The 22,910-nt window shown below is 39.6% G+C and carries 22 protein-coding genes and 1 tRNA gene; 20 read left to right on the top strand and 3 right to left on the bottom strand.

From position 1 onward, the window contains the following. Window positions 1–31 precede the first annotated feature (31 nt). From udk to AB4027_RS07800, 5 genes are all read left to right on the top strand, one after another. Window positions 32–676, top strand: a complete 645-nt coding sequence (gene udk, locus AB4027_RS07820) for a uridine kinase (RefSeq protein ID WP_091486056.1) — start codon at window positions 32–34, stop codon at window positions 674–676. A 143-nt stretch (window positions 677–819) separates the two neighbouring features. Further along, window positions 820–1,293, top strand: a complete 474-nt coding sequence (gene greA / locus AB4027_RS07815; protein WP_091486166.1) for a transcription elongation factor GreA — start codon at window positions 820–822, stop codon at window positions 1,291–1,293. 147 nt (window positions 1,294–1,440) lie between these two features. Continuing rightward, window positions 1,441–2,178 carry a cell wall-active antibiotics response protein LiaF gene (gene liaF / locus AB4027_RS07810; protein ID WP_091486054.1) on the top strand — a complete coding sequence of 246 codons (738 nt, stop codon included), beginning with the start codon at window positions 1,441–1,443 and terminating at the stop codon, window positions 2,176–2,178. After that, window positions 2,175–3,218: a sensor histidine kinase gene (locus tag AB4027_RS07805; protein ID WP_368644921.1), complete on the top strand. Its 1,044-nt coding sequence runs from the start codon at window positions 2,175–2,177 to the stop codon at window positions 3,216–3,218. Before liaF ends, AB4027_RS07805 begins: the two co-directional genes overlap by 4 nt. A gap of 13 nt (window positions 3,219–3,231) precedes the next feature. Next, the gene (locus tag AB4027_RS07800; protein ID WP_368644920.1) at window positions 3,232–3,870 is read left to right on the top strand and encodes a response regulator; all 639 of its coding nucleotides are present in this window, start codon (window positions 3,232–3,234) and stop codon (window positions 3,868–3,870) included. Between the two features lie 56 nt (window positions 3,871–3,926). Here AB4027_RS07800 and AB4027_RS07795 read toward each other — a convergent pair whose 3' ends face one another. Further along, window positions 3,927–5,597, bottom strand: a complete 1,671-nt coding sequence (locus AB4027_RS07795) for a ribonuclease J (protein ID WP_368644919.1) — start codon at window positions 5,595–5,597, stop codon at window positions 3,927–3,929. Between the two features lie 275 nt (window positions 5,598–5,872). On the opposite strand from AB4027_RS07795, the gene AB4027_RS07790 reads away from it, so the two are divergent. The 3 genes from AB4027_RS07790 (at window position 5,873) to AB4027_RS07780 (ending at window position 7,247) form a co-directional block, all read left to right on the top strand. Beyond that, complete coding sequence (locus AB4027_RS07790) at window positions 5,873–6,652, top strand: Cof-type HAD-IIB family hydrolase (RefSeq protein ID WP_091486042.1); 780 nt, start codon at window positions 5,873–5,875, stop codon at window positions 6,650–6,652. A gap of 124 nt (window positions 6,653–6,776) precedes the next feature. Next, window positions 6,777–6,849 (top strand) — tRNA-Ala (locus AB4027_RS07785). A 254-nt stretch (window positions 6,850–7,103) separates the two neighbouring features. Then, window positions 7,104–7,247 (top strand): hypothetical protein, encoded by a 144-nt coding sequence (locus tag AB4027_RS07780; RefSeq protein ID WP_368644918.1) that lies wholly within the window; start codon window positions 7,104–7,106, stop codon window positions 7,245–7,247. A gap of 519 nt (window positions 7,248–7,766) precedes the next feature. Here AB4027_RS07780 and AB4027_RS07775 read toward each other — a convergent pair. Then, window positions 7,767–9,026: an IS110 family transposase gene (locus tag AB4027_RS07775; protein ID WP_368644917.1), complete on the bottom strand. Its 1,260-nt coding sequence runs from the start codon at window positions 9,024–9,026 to the stop codon at window positions 7,767–7,769. A gap of 491 nt (window positions 9,027–9,517) precedes the next feature. Between AB4027_RS07775 and AB4027_RS07770 the strand changes: the two genes are divergently transcribed. Continuing rightward, window positions 9,518–10,852 (top strand): DUF1576 domain-containing protein, encoded by a 1,335-nt coding sequence (locus AB4027_RS07770; protein WP_368644916.1) that lies wholly within the window; start codon window positions 9,518–9,520, stop codon window positions 10,850–10,852. Window positions 10,853–10,999: 147 nt separating this feature from the next. Here the strand turns inward: AB4027_RS07770 and def are convergent, their stop codons facing one another. Then, window positions 11,000–11,572 (bottom strand): peptide deformylase, encoded by a 573-nt coding sequence (gene def, locus AB4027_RS07765; protein WP_091486038.1) that lies wholly within the window; start codon window positions 11,570–11,572, stop codon window positions 11,000–11,002. Window positions 11,573–12,017: 445 nt separating this feature from the next. Here def and pdhA point away from each other — a divergent pair, with 445 nt between their 5' ends. The 11 genes from pdhA (at window position 12,018) to AB4027_RS07710 (ending at window position 22,755) form a co-directional block, all read left to right on the top strand. Continuing rightward, window positions 12,018–13,124, top strand: a complete 1,107-nt coding sequence (pdhA, locus tag AB4027_RS07760) for a pyruvate dehydrogenase (acetyl-transferring) E1 component subunit alpha (protein ID WP_091486035.1) — start codon at window positions 12,018–12,020, stop codon at window positions 13,122–13,124. Window positions 13,125–13,126: 2 nt separating this feature from the next. Beyond that, a complete protein-coding gene (locus AB4027_RS07755) occupies window positions 13,127–14,104 on the top strand; it encodes an alpha-ketoacid dehydrogenase subunit beta (RefSeq protein WP_091486033.1) in 978 nt (325 codons plus the stop codon). 70 nt (window positions 14,105–14,174) lie between these two features. Next, a complete protein-coding gene (locus AB4027_RS07750) occupies window positions 14,175–15,527 on the top strand; it encodes a dihydrolipoamide acetyltransferase family protein (protein ID WP_143058648.1) in 1,353 nt (450 codons plus the stop codon). A 12-nt stretch (window positions 15,528–15,539) separates the two neighbouring features. Next, window positions 15,540–16,946: a dihydrolipoyl dehydrogenase gene (lpdA, locus tag AB4027_RS07745; protein WP_091486030.1), complete on the top strand. Its 1,407-nt coding sequence runs from the start codon at window positions 15,540–15,542 to the stop codon at window positions 16,944–16,946. A 121-nt stretch (window positions 16,947–17,067) separates the two neighbouring features. Next, a complete protein-coding gene (locus tag AB4027_RS07740) occupies window positions 17,068–17,850 on the top strand; it encodes an inositol monophosphatase family protein (RefSeq protein ID WP_368644915.1) in 783 nt (260 codons plus the stop codon). 195 nt (window positions 17,851–18,045) lie between these two features. After that, window positions 18,046–19,875, top strand: a complete 1,830-nt coding sequence (gene typA / locus AB4027_RS07735) for a translational GTPase TypA (protein WP_368644914.1) — start codon at window positions 18,046–18,048, stop codon at window positions 19,873–19,875. A 114-nt stretch (window positions 19,876–19,989) separates the two neighbouring features. Next, the gene (locus AB4027_RS07730) at window positions 19,990–20,256 is read left to right on the top strand and encodes a DUF1507 family protein (RefSeq protein WP_091486025.1); all 267 of its coding nucleotides are present in this window, start codon (window positions 19,990–19,992) and stop codon (window positions 20,254–20,256) included. Window positions 20,257–20,338: 82 nt separating this feature from the next. Further along, a complete protein-coding gene (locus AB4027_RS07725; protein ID WP_177165408.1) occupies window positions 20,339–20,647 on the top strand; it encodes a YlbG family protein in 309 nt (102 codons plus the stop codon). A 19-nt stretch (window positions 20,648–20,666) separates the two neighbouring features. Continuing rightward, window positions 20,667–21,227, top strand: a complete 561-nt coding sequence (gene rsmD, locus AB4027_RS07720; protein ID WP_368644913.1) for a 16S rRNA (guanine(966)-N(2))-methyltransferase RsmD — start codon at window positions 20,667–20,669, stop codon at window positions 21,225–21,227. Beyond that, window positions 21,224–21,724, top strand: coding sequence for a pantetheine-phosphate adenylyltransferase (gene coaD / locus AB4027_RS07715; protein ID WP_368644912.1), 501 nt, complete (start codon window positions 21,224–21,226; stop codon window positions 21,722–21,724). The genes rsmD and coaD overlap by 4 nt, the downstream gene beginning before the upstream one ends. Continuing rightward, window positions 21,721–22,755 (top strand): SepM family pheromone-processing serine protease, encoded by a 1,035-nt coding sequence (locus AB4027_RS07710; protein ID WP_368644911.1) that lies wholly within the window; start codon window positions 21,721–21,723, stop codon window positions 22,753–22,755. Before coaD ends, AB4027_RS07710 begins: the two co-directional genes overlap by 4 nt. Window positions 22,756–22,910: the final 155 nt, after the last annotated feature.

Raw genomic sequence — 22,910 nt, 5'->3', positions numbered from 1 at the left:
TATACCGTCAATTTAAGAAAGGAATTGTGTAATGAATAAGAATCAAAAAGACAAACCTATTGTCATAGGAGTAACTGGAGGATCGGGCAGCGGGAAGACGAGTGTCAGTCAGGCTATTTACAACTATTTTCCCGGTAAATCGATCATGATGCTTGAACAGGACTCTTATTATAAAAATCAGGATCATCTAAGTTTCGAAGAGCGTTTAAAAACAAATTATGATCATCCTTTTGCTTTTGATACAGACTTACTTATTTCTCATCTACACGATTTATTAAACTACAAAAGTATCAATAAACCGGTTTATGATTACACTCGACATACAAGAAGCGACAAAACGATCCTGCAGGAACCGAAAGAAGTCATCATTCTCGAGGGAATCCTGATACTTGAAGATGCCCGCTTGAGAGACTTAATGGATATCAAAGTCTATGTCGATACGGATGATGATATAAGGATCATTCGTCGCATTAAAAGAGACATCGAGGAGCGGGGGAGGACACTGGACAATGTCATTGAACAGTATCTAACTGTTGTAAAGCCGATGCACTCCCAATTCATAGAACCAACAAAAAAATACGCAGATATTATTATCCCCGAAGGTGGAAGAAATCAAGTGGCCATTGATTTGATGACGACGAAGATACATACCATCTTTCAAGAGCGCTCCTTGTAAAAGAGGGGCTCTAATTTTATAAAAACGCTTTACATCGACAAACGTTCATGGTATCTTAATTCCATTGAGAATTTAGTTGACATTAAATTTTTTGATATATAGCTATTATTAGACTAAAGTATTTTATGAGGTGAATGATAATGATGACAGAAAAAGTATATCCAATGACAGCTCAAGGAAAAGAAAAGCTGGAAAACGAATTAAACGAACTAAAGTCAGTAAAGAGAAAAGAAGTTGTTGAACGGATCAAGATAGCTAGAGGATTCGGAGATTTATCCGAGAACTCAGAGTATGAATCTGCTAAAGATGAGCAGGCGTTTATCGAAGGCCGAATAAGCACTCTTGAAAACATGCTGCAAAATGCTGAAATTATTGACAGTTCCAATTCTAAAGAAGGAGAAGTGACTTTAGGGCGATCAGTTATGTTCAAAGAACTCCCGGATGGAATTGAAGAAGAATATACCATTGTCGGTAAAGCTGAAGCGGATCCTTTCTCAGGTAAAATTTCAAATGAATCTCCTATAGCACAAGCCTTGCTTGGAAAAAAAGTTGGAGATAAAGTTGATATCCAAACACCTGGCGGGACGATGTCAGTAGAAATCACAAAAGTTGTCTAAATAAAAAAATAAGCTAAAGACTTGTCTGAGAAGGATGAGCCTTTAGCTTTTTTATCAGTCTTAGGACCTATCTTTATGATAAAGTGATGCTATTTTGAAAAAATTTCGCTATACTTGCTGTAGACTAAATAAAGGAGAGTGAAGGCTATGAGTACCTATGCTTATAAAGCAACGCTGGTAGTGTTATTCGTCTGGATGTTATATCAAATCGTTCATAATTTTGTTTTTCTCTTATTTTTGATATTAGCTTTAGGTTTTCTTATTCTATATAAATCCTCTCCTAAAGAAACGCAGCGTCACACCAACTATCTTTGGACAAGCATTGCTTTCTTTCTAGCCTCGTTTGTTTTTACAAGTGCCTTTTGGGTATTGCTTGTCCTGTTTCTTCTTTTTCAATTAAGCTCTGATGAGAAGCTGCTCAATACGATGCGTGATCCTTTTTTTAGAAAAAAACAGTACTGGCGCGATAAAGAATTCATCTCGATTCAGTGGAATGAACTGGAAGCCAATGAACTGAAGCTGTATCGAAACAAATGGATCGGTGATGATTTTGTAGGTAAAGATATCTTTGAATGGGAAGATCATAATCATCAGAAAATCATGGGTGATACATTTTTTGATTTGGGGAACACTGTTTTGCCGATGAAAGAAAATGTTTTGATGCTGAGAAAAGGTTTCGGTGATACGAAATTATTCATACCGAAAGATGTAGCTATATCTCTAGATGTCAGTATCATTCTAGGGAAGCTTATTATTGAGGATGAAGTTTTTGACTTGAAAAACGAAACAGTCAAATGGCAGTCTCAGAATTATGGGAAAGCTTTGCGAAAAATCAAAGTCGTTTCCAGTACGATCATAGGGGAAGTAGAGGTCGTCTATTTATGAAAAAGACCTTGTCCCACTTATTTAAGTATTTTTTGCTGTTCTTTTTTATTCTTCTCTTTATTACAGTGTTTATTTTCTTGTCCCTTTCTGAATATCAGTGGGTCACGGCGCTTTACAGGGCAAACATTGTCGGTGTTTCTCTAATTTTTTATCTCATTTTCTTTTCGTTTATCCTGGCAGTCGTGACGCTTTCTTATTTAAGATCATTTGAGAAAAAGAAGCTGAGAAAAGTGGAAGAATGTTTGAGGATGATGAGTCAAGGGCATTACTCTGCCTCGATTTTTCTAAATATGTATTCACTGGATACGCCGTTGCAGATAAATGAGGATATTGACAGACAGTTCCTGAAACTGCATGAAAAATTGATGTTCATGGCTGATGAAGCGTTGAAAAATGCAGAAGAATCCAAGACACTGGATAATGAAACAAAAAACGATATCCTGGAAGGCGAAAGAAAACGCATTGCTAGAGAACTGCATGACTCTGTATCTCAGCAGTTATTTGCTGCGTCCATGATGCTTTCTGCAGCTAATCAGCAGGCAGGCGACTGTCCTGAATCTTTAATAAAACAGTTGAAGATGGTCGAGCAGACGATCAATGCTTCTCAGACAGAAATGCGTGCGCTGCTTCTTCATCTTAGACCGGTACAGCTAGACGGGAAGTCTTTGAAAGAGGGCGTAGAACAGCTGCTGAAAGAACTCTCGTCCAAAATCGAAGTGGATATTCATTATCAGATAGAAAGAATCGTCATGCCCACTATTATGGAGGATCATTTTTTCAGAATTCTGCAGGAACTGTTGTCGAATGTTCTGAGACATGCAAAAGCGGAAGTACTGGAAGTTTATTTAACACAAAACAGCAGTGGGATCCAGCTTAGAGTGAATGATGACGGTGTCGGATTTGATGTCAACAATAAAAAAGCGGGCAGTTACGGGCTACATAATATAAAAGAACGGATAGAAGGTATGGGAGGGAGCGTTAAAATTGTGTCTCTTCCAAACTTTGGGACACGTATTGAAATAAATGTACCTTTAGTATGAGGAGAGTGATCATGTGATACGATTGATGCTGGTGGACGACCATGAAATGGTGAGATTAGGCTTGTCATCCTTTTTCTCTATTCAGGAAGATTTTGAAGTGGTGGCAGAAGCTGCAGATGGAGAGGCAAGTATTGAACTGGCTGTAGAAGAAAAGCCGGATATCATTTTAATGGATCTTGTTATGGAAGTGATGGATGGAACCGAAGCCACTATTGAAATAATGAAGAGGTGGCCTGAAGCAAAAATCATTATTTTAACTAGTTTTATTGATGATGAGAAAGTCTATCCGGCGATGGAAGCCGGTGCATGCGGTTATATCCTGAAGACGTCTTCTGCAACAGAGATAGCTCAGGCGATCAGAGAAACCTATAATGGACAATACTATATTGAAGATGAAGTGACGAGCATTCTTGAAGAAAAAAGACATGAAGAGAATGAAGGACACTTGCATGACAGACTAACAAGTCGTGAAAACGAAGTCGTCCAACTCATATCCAAGGGCTACACTAATCAGGATATCGCGGATGAATTGTTTATTACATTGAAAACTGTGAAAACACATGTCTCTAATATCTTGTCAAAATTGGAAGTGGAAGACCGTACGCAGGTAGCGATTTATGCGTTCAGACATGACATCGTTGAAAATGAATAGTAAAAAGGCCTCAGTCAAGTAAAGCGTACTCACTTGACTGAGGCCTTTTCATCTAATTAGTTCGTTAAAATGACGGGTAAAATAATGGGACGACGTTCTGTCTCTGCAAAGAGAAAGGCTTTAATGTCATCGATCAATTCATTTCTCATTTTATATTCATTCAGTTGTTTATGTTTGAATGAGCGCTGAATACTGTCATAAGCAACTTTTTGTGCTTTCTGGATCAGTTCTTCAGATTCTCTCATATAAATGAATCCTCTGGAAATGATATCGGGACCGGCGAGGACCTGTTTCTTCTTAGCGTCGATCGTAGCAACAACGACGACAAGTCCGTTATCAGAAAGGATCTTACGGTCTCTAAGGACAACGTTGCCGATATCCCCAACGCCACTGCCGTCTACATAAACATCTCTTGCTTCGATTTCACCTGCGCGTCTGGCGGTGTCTTCGGTGAAAGCAAGGATATCTCCATTATCCAGTATGAAACAGTTGTCTTTTGGTACACCAGTTTGCTGAGCAAGCTGGGCGTGGATACGCTGCATACGATGTTCTCCATGAATAGGGACAAAGTATTTTGGCTTCATAAGCTGCAGCATTAATTTCTGTTCCTGCTGGCCACCATGACCGGATGTGTGGATGTTATTTATTTTACCATGAATAACGTTTGCTCCAGCTTCAAGCAATTGATTAATGACACGGTTGACGCTCATTGTATTGCCTGGAATAGGAGAGCTTGAAAAGATAACGTTATCTCCAGGCTGAATAGAAATTTGTCTGTGTGTACCGTTTGCGATCCTGCTCAAGGCTGCCATCGGTTCTCCCTGAGACCCAGTACATAAAATCAGAACTTCATTTGCTTTATAGTTCTTTATTTCATTCGGATGGATAAATGTTCCTTCATCTGCCTGAATATATCCTAACTCTTTACCTGTTTCCAAATTGTTGACCATGCTGCGCCCAAACACGGCAATTTTGCGCCCTGTTTTGTTTGCCGCCTCAATGGCTTGCTGGACTCTTGAAATATTTGAGGCAAAAGTAGCAAAGATGATACGCCCGTCGATTTTTTTGAATAAGCTTCTGATCGAGTCACCGACTACTTTCTCGGATTTTGTGAAGTTGGGGATCTCAGCATTTGTACTGTCTGACAGTAAGGCGAGCACGCCTTCTTCGCCGATACGAGCCATCTTATGCAGGTTGGCAGGTTCTCCCACGGGTGTGAAATCGAATTTAAAGTCTCCAGTTTCTACAATGTTTCCATTTGGTGTTTTAACAACGATGCCGTAAGCTTCAGGAACACTATGGGTGGTTCTGAAGAAAGATACCTGAGTCTTTCTGAACTTGATTACAGTGTCTTCATTTATCTCGTGCAGGGTTGCTGAACGGAGCAGATGGTGTTCGCTTAATTTGTTTCTGATCAAAGCAAGTGCCAGTTTTCCTGCATATATAGGAATATTGAGTTCTCTCAACAGATAAGGCGTTCCACCTACATGGTCTTCATGTCCATGAGTGATGAAGAGTCCCTGGATCTTATCCTTATTTTCTACCAGATAAGAGTAATCAGGTATAACATAATCGATTCCCAGCAGATCATCTTCCGGAAACTTGATTCCGGCATCGATCAAGATGATTTCATCTTGAAATTGTATAGCATAGGTATTTTTACCTATCTCGTTTAAGCCGCCTAATGCAAAGATGGCCGTTTCGTTGTTTTTTATATTTGGTTTCATTATATAACTCCCTTGTCATAATTATTGATCTATTAAAAATCTTACTTTGCCTAACTGTGATATATAGTAAATTAAAAAGGTAAACCTATTTTGATAATCTCCGCTCGGTGCGTGGTGTAAGAAACCACTGTTATAATTATTCTACCATACTAAAAATAATAAGTATAGAATAAGGAAAACAGCATAGAGGAGAACAAATCAGAAAAATCGGATTGTAGTTTGCCGGAAATTTAGATATAGTAGAACGTGTATGTATAGTGAAGGAGTGTCTGGCATTGGAAAATAAAAAGCTTTTTATATTTGATATCGATGGAACTGTCCTGGATAATAGCAAGTCCATCCCGTTAGAAACGAAGCAGGCGATCAAAGAGTTAAGCGAATCACATGAAGTTGCAATAGCGACCGGAAGGAATCGTACGATGGCGAAAGAAGTCATTGAGGAATTAGGGATTTCCAGTTACATCGTATGTAACGGTGCGGCGGCATACTATAAAGATGAAGCTATTTATACAAATTTTCTAAATGAAGAGGATTTGGAAAAGTTGATTGACATTGCCGATGCACATGACCACCAACTGGTCTATGAAACAATAGATGATTTAAGACGCAGGAATGAAGTGCCCGGTAAACGTATGACAAACGGTATGACATTTGTAGGCTTTGATGTTCCAGCTTATGACAAAGAATTTTACAAGAAAAATCCGCTTGTTCAGTGTCTGTTATTTATTTCTGAAGAAGAAATGGATATTTACGCTGATAAGTTCAGTCATTTCAGATTTGTACGCTGGTATAAAGAGGGGATAGACGTGTTACCTGCAGACGGATCGAAATATCTGACTATAAAGATATTAGCTAATCATATGGGGATAAATCTGAACGATGTCATAGCTTTCGGTGATGGCATGAATGATATTGAAATGATCAGACATGTAGGTACAGGAATTGCTATGGGAAATGCAGAAAAAGAAGTAAAAGATGTTGCAGATAGTGTAACAGAATCTAATGAGAATAATGGCATTCCCAGTGCTTTACGTAAAATGAAGTACATTAAATAATAAAGTTGCCAATATAAATAAATCAAAAAAATCAAAAAAAGAATCAAAAAAAGAATGTTCAAAATAAAATTTACTCTGGACAAATAGATTGAAATAAGTAATAATATAAAAGGACATTCTTTTTGGGGGTATAGCTCAGTTGGGAGAGCGCTTCGCTGGCAGCGAAGAGGTCAGCGGTTCGAGCCCGCTTATCTCCATAATTTTTTAAGAACTGCAGAACAAAACACACGTTTTTGTGTTTTGTTCTGCAGTTCTTTTTTTATTCCGACAGCTTATTAGTGTTCGATCACAGTCGGTGCAGCTGGAATTAACAGACGACTTCACTAGAAGATAAGGTACAATCGCGAAGTACCGGTAATTGAATTAAAGTTTCAAATATATTTATTGAAACGCTTACATTTTTAGTATATAATCTACACTTACAGTGAAATATGAGAATGGAGGCGATGAAATGCTGACAGATAGACAGGTAGCTGAACTGAAAGCACTTATGGAAAAACATAAGAATAGTAAAGAGTCACTTCGAATCGCCGATGTAACCAAGGTGATTTATCCCGTTGATAAGTACAAGAAGCAACATAAAATTAAAAGTTAAACTTAAAATCAGAGAACTAAAAGATATGCCTTAAAGTTAAAGCATAAAAATCAATTTTAGATTTTTTAAAGTTAAGCCAAGGTAAAGATTTCCTGTTACTATGCAGAATCTACACACATTTTACTTAATTTGAAATTCTAGTGTGGTATTTTGTTGTTGAACAGTATTCCTTTCAGCACAGAGCTATGCTAAGATATAACTAAACATAATCGGAAAATTATTACTATGTTGAGCTCCCCTCTAGAATGGTTGCTGAAAATTCAGATGACCATAACCACTTTTAAATGAATATTTCTATTAGATTGATAAAAAAACTATCTTCATCTATTGAAAAGTGGTATATTAGTATACGACATTATTTTAAATATCTACAAAAGCATTATGGTGTTAAGTCAAGAGAATAGATTAAAAATGACAACCTATTTTCATAAAAAAGGGTACACTGAACTAAACCGCCACGTATTCGAAAATACGTTCGGTTTATATCTTCGGATAGTCGTCCTTAAGAAATAGTTTCTCTTAAGACTCCATCGCCTCCGATCTTGCGATATAGAGTTGGTGATCGCTTAGGAGTGCAAACACCAGACGCACTAATTTTCGTGCAGTTAAGACGAGGGCTCGTTTGTGTTGTGTTTTCGGTACTTCTTTATATTTTTTCTGGTAATAGGCTTCATACTCAGGAATATATCGTCTTACAGAGTTGGCAGCTTGAACTAAGTAATAACGTAAATAACGGTTTCCTGACTTAGACATTGGTGTCTTTTCTTTTTGATAGTTACCAGATTGATGTTTTGGCCAATAAAGACCAGCGTATTTTGCCAATTGAGCTTCGTGGTTAAATCGGTCGATTTGACCAACTTCAGCGATAATGCCTGCGGCATAAACAGGTCCAATGCCTGGAATGCTTAACAATGTTTTGGCGCTATCGATGGTTTCCATAATATTCTCAATAGCTTTATCAATGATTTTTATTTCTTGTTCAAATCCACGTATAACACGCATTTGAACACCTAGATTGATATCAATACTGTCTTGTGCTAGTTTGCCTAAGCGATAAGAGTCTGAGACAGATTTTCTAATGACTTTAGCTAATTTGACAGGATCTTTAAAGCGTCCTCGCCCAAACTTTTGAAGTAAAGCAGCTAGCTCAACGCTATTCATTGTCCGAATCTCAGCCATTGAAATATCGCCATTCATTAATTGAATCATCGTTGAACTAAACACAGAGGTGCTTATATTTTCAGCTTTTAAGTCACTCGAAAGAGTGTTGCACTTGTAATAAAGATTTTCCACGTAGTGCTGCTGGGCTTCGGTCATCTGACGAATCAACTGATAGCGTGTACGAGTAAAACGTAGTAGAGCAACGAATTTTTCCTCTCGTGGTTGAGTTTTCGTATGCTTTCCAGTTGTCAAAAACTCAGCAATGATTTGGGCGTCTAATTTATCATTCTTTTCTTCTGTCCAGACTTTAGAAAAACGATGAATAACCCGCGGATTTTCTACAATGGTTTCAACGTTAATCAGTTTCAACTCTGGATCATTTGAGAAGAATAAGGACGGATGCATACTGTATTGACCAGTCGCTTCCATACCTACAAGTATTTTGTCAAAATTCAACTCCTCGTGAAAGCGAAGGATTTGGTCTTTAATCATTGTGGCGCCTGACTCACTATTCGCTACTGTCTCTTGCCAAAGAATCGTATTGGTATCATCTTCACGTAAGAGAAAACAAGCATCAAGCTTCGCTTTACTTACGTCTAAACCGACAAATAATTTCATGGAAGGGTTCCCCCTTTCGTTATAAATTTGGAAGGTAAGCTTGGTCACTCCGGGCTATCCCTGTAACACAATGCGTGCCTTAACCTCGCGCATAAGTATTTAACTCGTTTCTTGTGTAGCTGCCAAAACCGAAGGTTTCCTAAGACCAACGGACACAAGAACCAAGCCATACAGCTTATGAGTAAATAGTCTCAACATTGTGACGGGAAGCATGCTTAATGAGTAGTCGAACTACAAGGAGAGGAAAGCTTCATCCCATTTAGAACCATCTTCCATCTAGTTCTATTTTACACAGAAACAGCACGGAATGACCAAGCGATAACCAAGATATTTAATTATCAAAGAACTAAAGTGAATGGATCATCAAAAGCGACTTTTTGAAATTTTTCTCCCCCATGGGGGAGAAAGCTCCATTCTTTCAAACAGTTAATCAATCAACTAAGTTAAGAACAATTCTTAACTACAAACTTATTATACGAGGAGAGGACTTGATGAACTTAGAAAATAAATCATCTCAAATAGAATTTACAACGGCTTCTCAAACATTAAAGTATGGATTTTTTTGGTTTATTGCTTTCTTTTTCGCTATTCTGGCTTTTCTATTTAATTCACCGGAGGAAATACTGGAAGGGCAAATCGTTATACTCCTGTCTCCTTCAAATTTAGTAACAGATTATTTTGCTATATCAAACGTCGGAGCAACACTTTTCAATTCAGCAATATTAACAGCTCATTCAATATTGATCATTAAAATGTCAAAGGCAAGGATCAATGGAGCTGTCATTGCCGGCGTATTAACAGTTGCTGCTTTTTCCTTTTTTGGTAAGAATCTTTATAACTCTACGCCGATAGTTTTAGGTGCTTTTGCATATGCATGGTCAACTAAAGCACCGGCTGAACATTCATTACTTGCTGCATTGTTTGGTACTGCTTTAGGCCCACTTGTTAGTGAGATCTCATTTAATATCGGTCTATCCTTGTTGTCCGGTATCTTCTACGGATACCTAGCCGGCTTTATTGCCGGCTATATTATTCCTCCTTTAGCTCATCATATCGTTAAATTTACTAAGGGCTTTAGTGTTTATAATATAGGATTTACATGCGGTGTTATAGGTACCTTATTCGTTTCTATTATTCGTAGCACAGGGAGAGAAGTAGAGCCGGTATCGCTCTTATCTTCCGGTCATAATGAACCTTTCATCATCATTTTTCTTGTTTTATTCTCAATTATGATGATCACTGGGCTTCACTTTAATCATTGGACGTTAAAGGGATACGGAGAATTGCTGCAACATTCCGGTCAGCTTTCAACTGATTTTCTTGATCTGAATGGTTTTAGCATTACTTTGATCAATATGTCATTACTAGGATATCTATCCCTGGGCTATGTTCTGTTTCATGGCGGAGAATTAAATGGACCAGTTATAGGTGGTATCTTAACTGTGGTCGGTTTTGGAGCTTTTGGTAAACATATCAGAAATGTCATACCTATCCTTATAGGAGTGACTTTGATGGGATATTTGAACAATTATGACATGAGTTTAACAGGAGTAGTCACTGCAGGGTTGTTTGGAACAACCATTGCCCCGATAGCTGGAAGATATGGCGTAGTGATCGGTATGTTAGCTGGAGCGTTCCATTTAAGTATTGTAAGTAATACAGACACTCTTCATGGCGGGATAAATCTTTATAATAATGGCTTTTCTGGGGGATTCGTTGCAGCAATAATGATTCCCATATTGGAGGCTTTCCATTATCATAAGGAAAAAAGGAAGGAACTTCGAGAACCAGTGGATCCAGCAGATGAGATGAAAGGCGAGTCATAATTAGAGAACCAGAATAACTGGGATAAGAAAGGTAGACAAAAACCGCGTTCCCGGTTCAGCATGCATACTACATGCTGAACCGGGAACGCGGTTTTTTAACGAATATTGATAAATAAGCAGGCAGAGTCTATACCGGAGTATATTGTTCTATTCTGCTGATCCTAATACTTCCAAATCATCAGGGAGGGCTAAAGGGTTATCTGGATCGATGTGGTCATAAAACATGACGCCGTTCAAGTGGTCAATTTCATGTTGAACCACAATGGCAGGAAAGTTCTTCAAACGTTTTTTCTGTGTGTTGCCGTCAATATCGACATATTCAACTTTGATACGTTTATGTCTGGGGACATATCCCGGCACTTCCCGGTCCACAGACAAGCATCCTTCTCCTTCTGACAGGCAAGTCTGCTGAACAGAATGACTGACGATCTTTGGGTTGATCAATACCCCGCTGAATTCGGGTTCAGACTCTTCGGGATCATCAGAAGGAACATGAACGGCGATCATGCGCTTGGAAACATTTACTTGCGGAGCCGCTATACCGACTCCTGGTCGTAATTCATATTTTTCAGCTGTTTCAGGGTCCTGGCTGTTCTTTAAAAATTCCAACATTTTATCTGCCAAATCTTTTTCTTCATCAGTCAAGGGAAGAGTCATTTTACCCGCTACTTTACGTAAAGTAGGGTGTCCTTCACGTATAACATCATTCATGGTCAACATTTTCATTTCCTCCTTAAGCAAGTTCACTAGTATTTTAACAGTTTTTCCTAATTTCTGCACCTTTATTATTAAATTTATAAAAATAGCTGATAAGTTATGTTTGTTTATTAAGAGTGATGGATTTCACATGATAATTTTTCTGAAAAATCAACTGGTACACTTTTTTTTTTTCGGGTCTTTTATATAACAGTTTTTTTCCCTGTATTACTTTATTAAAATAAATTTTAAAATCTCATCATTCCAGAGAGTATAACAGTAACGTTGTGCTTTGTATCACAATGACCCGACAATCCTTTTGTGCCGGTATTTCTTCCCGGTCAATTAAGACGCTATCGCTTGCATTTCACTTAAAAAAATGATAAATTGGAAAAGGAATAGATAAAAATGTAACAGTCAAAAAGCGCTGTAACACTTAATTATATAAAGAGAGAGGAATGGGTAATCTATGGCAAAGCAACCAGTTGATTACGAAGCATTATTAAGTTCGATCGAAGCTTCGTTTCCGATGGTTCAAATATTAGATAAAGATGGGAACGTTGTTAACAACGACATCATGCCGGATTTATCTGATGATGAATTAGTAGAATTAATGACAAGAATGGTGTGGTCACGAGTCCTTCACGACCGCTCAATGGCGTTAGCTCGTCAAGGAAGATTAGGTTTCTATGCTCCAACAATGGGACAGGAAGCTTCACAGCTAGCAAGTCATTTCGCATTCAAAAAACAAGATTGGCTATATCCGGGATATCGTGATATTCCACAATTGATTCAACACGGCTTATCAGTATCCCAAGCATTCTTATGGTCAAGAGGACATGTGGAAGGCAATAACTATCCTGAAGATTTACATGCAATGGGTCCTCAAATCATTATCGGTGCACAGTATATCCAAGCGATGGGTAATGCAGTAGGACAGAAACTGGCTGGAAAAGAAGATGAAGTAACCTTCACTTATACTGGTGACGGCGGATCTTCACAGGGTGATGTATACGAAGGTATGAACTTTGCCGGTCGTTACAAAGCACCTATCGTCTTCTTCATTCAAAACAACGGCTATGCTATTTCCACTCCTCGTGAGAAACAGTCCGCTGCTAATACGCTGGCTCAAAAAGCTGCTGCTGCTGGTATCCCTGGAATCCAGGTCGATGGTATGGATCCATTGGCAGTATATGCAGTAACTAAGCAGGCACGTGAATGGGCTGCTTCAGGTAATGGTCCAGTACTGATCGAAACGATCACATCCCGTTTCGGACCACACTCAACATCTGGTGATGATCCAACGCGTTACCGTGAACAAGAATCGTTCGATTACTGGGAACAAAGAGATCCGCTTATTCGCTTCCGTAACTTCCTGAAAGAAAAAGGACTATGGACTGACGAAAAAGAAGAAGAGCTGATCGAAAAAACTAAAGAAGAAATCAAACAAGCTGCCAAAGAAGCAGATCAAGCTCCAAAAATGAAAGTTTCAGAATTCCTGAAAAACATGCACGGCGAGCCTGGTCAGAATATCGTTGAGCAGATCGAGAAATATGAAGCAAAGGAGAGTAAATAATCATGGCGAATCTTACAATGATTCAAGCGATCACGGAAGCCTTAGATCAAGAAATGGCTCGTGATGAAAAAGTCCTGGTATTCGGTGAAGACGTAGGTAAAAACGGCGGTGTTTTCCGTGCGACTCAAGGTCTTTTTGATAAACACGGTGAAGACCGTGTCAATGACACTCCGCTTGCTGAATCTGGAATCGGCGGTATGGCATTTGGTTTAGCTGTTCAAGGCTTCCGTCCAGTAATGGAAATCCAGTTCTTCGGATTCGTTTTCGAAGTCATGGATTCAATTGTTGGTCAAATGGCGCGTACACGTTACCGTACAGGCGGCAAATTAAACTTGCCAGCCGTAGTTCGTTCACCATTTGGTGGCGGTGTTCACACACCAGAAATGCACGCAGACAGTTTAGAAGGTTTGATGGCTCAGTCACCAGGACTTAAAGTCGTTATCCCTTCAAACCCATACGATGCTAAAGGGTTGCTAACTTCAGCTATCCGCGATGAAGATCCTGTTGTATTTCTTGAACACATGAAATTATACCGTTCATTCCGTGATGAAGTTCCTGAAGAACAGTACACGGTCCCTCTAGGAAAAGCGGGAGTTGCTAAAGAAGGTTCTGACGTTACTGTAGTAGCCTACGGTTATATGGTACGTGAAGCACTTAAAGCTGCAGAACAGCTGGAAAAAGACAATGTATCAGTTGAAGTACTTGACCTGCGCACAGTCTCACCAGTTGATTATGAAACAGTAGTTAAATCTGTTGAAAAAACTGGCCGTATGGTTATGGTTCAGGAAGCTCAACGTCAGGCCGGTGTCGGAAACACTGTTATTTCTGAAGTTTCTCAGCGTGCTATTCTTTCATTAGAAGCACCTATCGGCTTCGTTTCTGCCCCTGATACGGTATATCCATTTGGTCAAATCGAGAACACCTGGTTACCAAACGCTAAAGATATTACTGCAGCAATCAAAGAAACAGTTGAATTTTAATTAACGTTAACTGTCAGTACTGAATGAACACATTCAAAGTAAAATCATTTTAGAAGGGAAGAAAATTACAATGGCTTTTACATTTAAACTCCCTGATGTCGGGGAAGGCATGGCTGAAGGAGAAATCGTCAGCTGGTTAGTTTCTGAAGGAGACACCATCGAAGAAGGCGATTCTATTGCTGAAATCCAAAACGATAAATCAGTTGAGGAACTAGCCTCTCCAGTAGATGGAACGATCAAGAAATTCTTGGTAGAACCAGGAACAGTCGCTTCTGTAGGTGATCCTATTGTTGAGATCGATGCTGAAGGACACGAAGGTGACAGTGAGGATTCAGAAGAAGCAGCAGAAGAAACAGCTGCTAAATCAGAAGTATCGTCTGAAGAAGCTAAAGCCGGCGCTGAAAAAACAGATCCGGCGCAATCAGAAGCAAGTGTTTCTGATGATGTTGTTAAGACTGCTGATTCTAACAAACGCGTTCTTGCCATGCCGTCTGTCAGACAGTATGCACGTGAAAAAGATGTTGATATCAGCCTTGTAGAAGCATCAGGCAAAGGCGGGCGTACGACACGCGACGATATCGATAACTTCCTTCAAGGTGGCGGACAAGCTGCAGCTTCTCAAGAAACAGCTGCTACTGAAGATAGCTCACAGAGTGAAGCTAAAGGAACGACTTCTGCGGTTTCCACTAATGTCAAACCATTTAAATCTGGTCGTTCTGATGAAGAAACCAGAGAAAAAATGTCAACGACCCGTAAAGCAATTTCAAAAGCAATGGTCAACAGCAGCTTGACGATTCCATCTGTATCATTGTTTGATGAAGTAGATGTAACGAAATTGATGGCACACCGTACGAAATTCAAGACGATTGCAGCTGAGCAAGATGTTAAATTGACTTTCTTGCCATATGTTGTTAAAGCGATCATCGCTGTCATGAAGAAATTCCCGGCACTTAACTCATCTATCGATGATACGACTGATGAAGTTGTTTACAAAAACTACTTCAACATCGGTATTGCTGCGGATACTGATCAAGGACTTTATGTTCCGGTTGTTTCAGATGCTGATAAGAAATCAATGTTCAACATCGCTTCTGAAATTTCAGAACTAGGCGCTAAAGCACATGAAGGCAAATTGAAATCAAGTGATATGGCAGACGGATCGATTTCAATTTCTAATATTGGTTCAGTAGGCGGCGGTTGGTTCACGCCGATCATCAACCATCCAGAAGTCGCTATTTTAGGTGTTGGACGTATCGCTAAAAAAGCAATCGTAAATGACGAAGGAGAAGTCGTTGCTGCTCCAATGCTGGCATTGTCGTTAGTGTTCGATCATCGTGTTATTGACGGTGCAACAGGTCAAAAAGCCATGAACGAATTAAAACGTCTGTTGGCAGATCCTGAGTTATTATTAATGGAAGGATAAGGTGAATCATAAATGGTAGTAGGAGATTTCGCAATTGAACTGGATACAGTAGTTGTCGGAGCTGGACCTGGTGGATATGTGGCAGCTATTCGTGCCGCACAAATGGGACAGAAAGTCGCTATTGTAGAGAAAGAATTTATAGGTGGCGTATGCTTGAACGTTGGATGTATTCCTTCAAAAGCATTGATCACTGCTGGACATAAGTATCAGGAATCACTTGATTCAACAGTATTCGGTGTTACTTCTAAAAATGTTGAAATCGACTTTGCGAAAACACAGGAATGGAAAAACACTCAAGTCGTCAATAAACTGACTAAAGGTGTTGAAGGCCTTCTTAAGAAGAACAAAGTAGAGATCTTACGTGGGGAAGCATTCTTTAATGACGAGAATACAATGCGTGTCATGGGAGAAGATAGTGCGCAAACCTATTCCTTCAACAATGCGATCATCGCAACAGGCAGCCGTCCAATCGAAATTCCAGGATTTAAATTCAGTGACCGTGTTTTAGACTCTACCGGTGCATTGAATCTGACTGAGATTCCTAAAAAAATGGCTATCGTTGGCGGTGGATACATCGGTTCTGAATTAGCGGGTGTCTATGCCAATTTAGGTACTGAAATCACGATTCTTGAAGGTCTTCCTTCAATCTTGAATGGTTTCGACAAAGACATGGTCAAGCTTGTAGAGAAAAACTTCAAGAACCGCGGAGTAGATATCATTACTAACGCAATGGCTAAAGAGTCAACTGTTACAGATAACGGCGTAACTGTTAAGTATGAAGCTGATGGAGAAGAAAAATCTCTGGATGTGGATTATGTATTGGTTACAGTAGGACGTAAGCCAAATACTGATGAATTAGGTCTTGAACAAGCTGGTGTTAAAGTCAGTGATCGTGGATTGATTGAAGTCAACGAACAAGGCAGAACGAACATTAATAGTATCTATGCTATCGGTGACGTCGTTCCAGGACCTGCTTTAGCACACAAAGCAAGTTATGAAGCTAAAATAGCTGCTGAAGCTATTTCCGGTAAAAAAGTAGCTGTGGATTACCGCGCACTTCCAGCCGTAGCTTTCACAGATCCTGAAATCGCATCTGTTGGATACACTGAAAGTGAAGCAAAAGAAAAAGATCTTGATGTTAAAGTCACAAAATTCCCACTTGGTGGTAACGGTCGTGCATTATCTCTTAACGCTACTGAAGGTTTCGTACGTTTAGTAACAACGAAAGAAGACAATGTCATCGTTGGTGCTCAAGTTGCGGGGATCAGTGCTTCAGACATCATAGCTGAGCTTGGTTTAGCTATTGAAAGTGGTATGAACGCTGAAGATATCGCCTTAACGATCCACGGACATCCTTCATTAGGTGAAGTTGTCATGGACGCGGCTGAAGCAGCATTAGGTTTACCTATCCACATGTAATAAGTGTAAGGTTGTAAACACGGGAGATTCTCGGCTTAAAAGCCGGGAATCTCTTTGTTTTTGCAATTTGCTGTCTACTCATTTAAACTTAGATTAAAGATGTGTGAAATGAGGAGAAATTATGTCGGAGAATAGAATGAATAGAGATAAAACGGTCATTAAATGGATCGATGAGATAAGTCGGGTCATTATTCAAAAAAAAGATAATCAATTGGAAATCGAACAGAAGACATCGGCCAATGATTTAGTAACGAACATGGACAAGTGGGTGGAGAAAGAGTTGGTTGAAAGAATCCGCTCAGCTTATCCTGAAGATCGTATTTTAGGAGAAGAAGGATTCGGAGATGCTGTTGAAAACATGAGCGGGACAGTCTGGTTCGTGGATCCTATTGATGGAACATTGAATTTTATACTTCAGAACGAAAATTTCGCTTTGATGTTAGCTGTTTACGAAGATGGAGTACCGGTGCAAAGCTATATCTATGACCTTACCCTCAATAAATTGTACAAGGCAATTAAAGGCGAAGGGGTCAGTTGTAACGAACAACTGTTAAGTGAACCAGCGAATGTATCCTTGAGTGAAGGTATGCTCGCTACGAATTCTAGTATTATGATTGAAGACAAATATGATAAAGTCAGAAAAATAGCTAGAAAGAGTTTAGGTTTAAGACTGGTCGGTTCTGCCGGGCTTGAGACAGTTGAAGTGGCGAAAGGAAGTATTGCGGCTTATATCGCTACGAACTTAAAGCCTTGGGATATTGCTCCAGGCATTTTATTTATGGAAGAACTCGGATTGAAAGCTACTCAATTTAATAATGAACCATTAGATTTACTCAAGAATAACAATATCGTTTTTGCGACCCCAAAAGCTCATGACGAAATTATGAAACTTATGAATATATAATGAGGGAATAGCTTGTAATTTTGTTTGTATTACTGTTATAATACTTGGGGCAACAATATAGGATATTTGGAGAGCATTTATTCTTGAGTGTGAATCTATCAAGAATAAGTGCTTTTTATGATGAACATAAAAGAAAGCTCTATGAAAACGACAACAAATAATTAGATTCTAAGGTAATGAATTCGGAGGAATATTATGAAAAAAAGAGATGATATAAGAAATATTGCAATAATAGCTCACGTTGACCATGGTAAAACGACGCTGGTTGACGAGTTGCTGAAACAGTCTGATACGTTGGATGCTCATGGTGAATTAAGTGAAAGAGCCATGGATAATAATGATCTGGAAAAAGAACGTGGCATCACGATACTGGCTAAAAATACAGCTGTTAAATATAAGGACCACAACATCAACATTCTGGACACACCAGGACATGCCGACTTCGGTGGAGAAGTGGAACGTATCATGAAAATGGTCGACGGTGTTATTCTTGTCGTAGATGCTTACGAAGGAACGATGCCTCAGACACGTTTTGTTCTAAAAAAAGCGCTGGAAATGAAATTGAGACCGATTGTTGTTGTTAACAAAATTGATAAAGATACTGCTCGACCAGCAGAAGTCGTTGACGAAGTTGTAGACCTGCTTATTGAGTTAGACGCAGATGAAGATCAGCTGGAATTCCCGGTTGTTTACGCTTCTGCAATCAATGGGACAAGCAGTCTTTCGGATGACCTGGCAGATCAGCAGGACACGATGGAGCCTATCTTTGAAAGTATTTTAAAAGAAATTCCTGCCCCTGTGGATAACAGTGACGAACCTTTACAATTCCAAGTATCGTTGCTTGATTACAATGACTACGTTGGAAGAATAGGTATCGGTCGTGTATTCAGAGGGAAAATAAAAGTTGGAGACAACGTTACGTTAAGTAAACTGGACGGGTCAACCAAGAATTTCCGTGTAACAAAACTGTTTGGTTTCTTTGGACTCGATCGTGTAGAAATCGAAGAAGCTAAAGCCGGAGATTTAATTGCTGTTTCAGGATTTGAAGACATTTTCGTTGGAGAAACAGTGACACCTGCAGACCATGTAGATCCGTTGCCTATTCTTCACATCGATGAGCCAACGTTACAAATGACTTTCTTAGTGAATAACTCTCCGTTTGCAGGCCGAGAAGGTAAATGGGTAACATCAAGAAAGATCGAAGAACGTCTAATGATGCAGCTTCAGACCGATGTATCACTTCGTGTAGAACAAACTGAATCTCCTGATGCGTGGATCGTTTCTGGACGAGGTGAGTTACACTTATCTATCCTGATCGAGAATCTGCGTCGTGAAGGCTTTGAGTTACAGGTATCCAAACCTGAAGTTATCGTTAAGGAAATTGATGGTGTGAAATGTGAACCATTTGAACGTGTACAAATCGACACACCCGAAGAGTACATGGGTTCAGTTATTGAGAACTTGAGCCAGCGTAAAGGTGAAATGCAGGACATGATCCATACTGGAAATGGACAGGTTCGTTTGATATTCCTGGCGCCTGCTCGTGGTTTGATCGGTTTCACAAATGATTTCTTATCTCTGACTCGTGGCTATGGTATCATGAACCACACCTTTGATCAGTATTTACCGTTGGCACAAGGTAAGACTGGTGAACGTCGTTATGGTGCGTTGGTTTCTATGGAAAACGGTGCAGCAACGACCTATAGTATTATGAATCTGGAAGACCGTGGGGTCATCTTCGTAGAACCTGGTACAGAAGTTTATGAAGGGATGATCGTCGGGCAGCATAACAGAGATACAGATATAGCTGTTAACGTCACTAAAGAAAAACAGAAGACGAATGTCCGTTCTGCAAATAAAGATCAGACTAATGTTATCAAACGTCCGCGCATCATGACACTTGAAGAATCTTTGGAATTCTTAGCTGATGACGAATATTGCGAAGTTACACCCGAATCTATCCGATTAAGAAAGAAAATCTTGAATAAAAACGAACGTGAGAAAGCAGCGAAACGTTCACTGTAAGCTATTGAATTTGAACTGAATCTCATCTCATTTCTTTTATATTTTCAACTCAGTACAGTTATGATATACTTGTAAAAAGAAAGCGATGGAAATAGTTTGAGGAAGGATAGACTTATGGATCAATTACAGATTGCTCTTGCTAAAGACGTTTTAAATGAAGACGCTAGAAAAATAGCTTCTTTGATCGAAAACCAGCAGCATTTGTGTGTTGCTTGCCCTGCTTTTGAAGAAGTCATTGATACCCAAATGTTTGGTTTTTCAAAAAAAGTGGAGTTTGCGATCGCTATGGGCATGATGGATGAAGAAGAAGGACATTTAATGTTGAGTTCTTTAGAAAAACATTTAAATGATTTATACACAGACGCTTTTAATTCCAACTAAAAAGAGTGAAACAGATTAAAAGTCCCTCTCGTGTGGAGGGACTTTTTTGTTATAATGAAAAAAACAGAAGAAGGTGAAAAACTTGGAACAGGAAAAAAGCACCAGAGCCGGATTAGTTGTCTGGCTGTATACCACAAAATATGTAAACAAGTTAAAGCGTTATGGTCTTGTCCATTATGTGTCGAAAAGTATGAACTATGCAATCATTTATGTGAACCGGGAGGATATGGAAGCAACCGCCGGCACGATCGCAAAACAGCATTTCGTGAGAAAGGTTGAAGAGTCTTATCGATGTGACCTGCCAAATACTTTTGACGGCATCTTGGATGAAGTTGCAGCATTATCAGAAAAAGAAGATGAAGATAATATGTTGGGCAGTATGTTTAAATAATAGTGAAGGGTGATCGTGCATGAGAATTATATCAGGAGAATTCGGGGGTAGAAGACTCAAAGCTGTTCCCGGTCAGAGTACCCGTCCTACTACAGATAAAGTGAAAGAATCCTTATTCCACATGATCGGTCCGTATTTTGATGGCGGTCATGCTCTGGATCTTTATTCGGGAAGCGGGGCTCTTGGGATCGAAGCGGTATCGAGAGGTATGAAGAAAGCGTATCTAGTCGATCACAGCCACCAGTCAATAAAGACGATCAATGAGAATGTCAAGATAACGAAAGAGCAGGAAAAATTTATTGTCTGGAAGAAAAAGGATACTCAGGCTCTGGAAAATCTTAGACAGCTTGGGGAATCTTTCGATCTGGTGCTGCTTGATCCTCCTTATGGCAGACAAGAGCTGGAACAGGTAGTGAAACAGCTTCTTGACTACCAGTTAGTGAATGATCGTGCTGTCATAGTGTGTGAAACAGATAAAGACGTGTCGCTGGACTTCGATGCCCCAACTCTGAGATTTATAAAAGATAAGATATATGGTACCACGCGCATTTCTCTGTATGAAAAGGTGGCCGCCGAATGAAAAGAGCCCTGTATGTAGGAAGCTTTGATCCGTTGACGTATGGTCATTTGAACATTATGGAAAGAGCAGCAGACCTGGTGGATGAGCTGATCGTCGTGGTAAGTGCGAGTACGGCAAAAAACTATTTGTTTTCTGAAGAAGAACGGCTCTCAATGGTTAAAGACAGTTTGCTGGACAGGAATATTGAAAACTGTCAGATCATTGCCCATGATGGATTGACCGTTAAACTGGCAAGAGAAAAAAATGCCAGACTGCTGATTCGAGGTATCCGATCCGTAAAGGATTTTGAATATGAACGGGATATAGCCGATCTGAATTCTCTCATGGATGAGGGTATCGAGACCCTTTGTCTGATTTCTGATGCAGAGTACCAGTCCATCAGTTCGACCATGGTGAAAGAAATTGCCTTTTACGGAGGCGATGTACACCAACTTGTCCCCAGCGGTGTAGAGGATAGATTGAAGAAAGCAATGATGAAGGTGGATAAAGACAAGTGAATAAGAAACGATTTATTTTAAAAACATTTCTTCTGGGACTGGCCGTTTATCTTTTATTTTTTCTGCCTATTCCATATTTTATCGAAAGACCCGGAAGTGCTGTGGTCATTAACGATAAAGTAGAGGTAGATGGACAAACAGATGGCTCAGACAGTCAGTATATGCTGACGACCATTGAGGTTTTCAGAGCTACGCCGTTTTCTTCGCTCTTTCAGTTTTTACCCTATCATTCCGGAGTTAGCGAAGCAGATATGCTTGGCAGTTATGATGATTATGATGATTATCGTATGCTACAGCAGTATTACATGGATTATTCCATTGACACAGCTAAAGCCGCAGCATTTAATGCAGCTGAGTTACCTTATGATATAGAATATGAAGGAGTTTATGTGATGTCGGTGTCTCCGGAATCCAACTTCTATGATGAGCTGGAGATGGGGGACAGTATTTCTGAAATCAATGGAGAATCTTTTGAGAACACAGACGGGTTCATCGAGTATATCAGCCAGCAGTCTGTGGGAGATGAAGTGACCCTCACTGTTGTCAGAAGCGGAGAGACGACCCAAGTGAGTGGCGAACTGATTTTGATCGAGGAAACTGGTAATCCGGGTATCGGCATTACGCTGGTGACGCAATCTTCAGTTACGACATCTCCAGAGGTTTCAATAGATGCTGGGAATATCGGTGGCCCCTCAGCTGGACTGATGTTCTCGCTGCAAATTTATAAAATGCTTGTTGAAGACTTTGACAGCGATCTGGTAGTTGCCGGAACGGGCACTATTGCTGAAAATGGTGATGTTGGCCGCATAGGAGGAATTGACAAGAAAGTTGTAGCTGCACATGAAGAAGGAGCTGCCGTTTTCTTTGCTCCGGATGATGAAATCGACAGTCAGGTACTGGAAGAGTATCCTGATCTGCAATCGAATTATGAAACGGCACTCGAAGCAGCAGAAGACATTAACACAGATATGGAGATCGTACCTGTTGACCACATCAGTGATGCTATTGATTATCTAAATAATATCGATTAAATAATAATACGAAGAGGTAGGGACTAATATCCTTGCCTCTTCGTTTTTTTCTAAGATCTGTATACTTTAAGTAGCCAGTCTAGCGTTCATGTATCAATATAATCAGAGCATTCCTAAGTCATTATTTAATGACGCAATAAAATTGTATTTTGATC

This window comes from Alkalibacterium putridalgicola, assembly GCF_040959045.1.
Lineage (GTDB): Bacteria > Bacillota > Bacilli > Lactobacillales > Carnobacteriaceae_A > Alkalibacterium > Alkalibacterium putridalgicola.
This window is presented reverse-complemented; position numbering and strand designations above follow the sequence as displayed.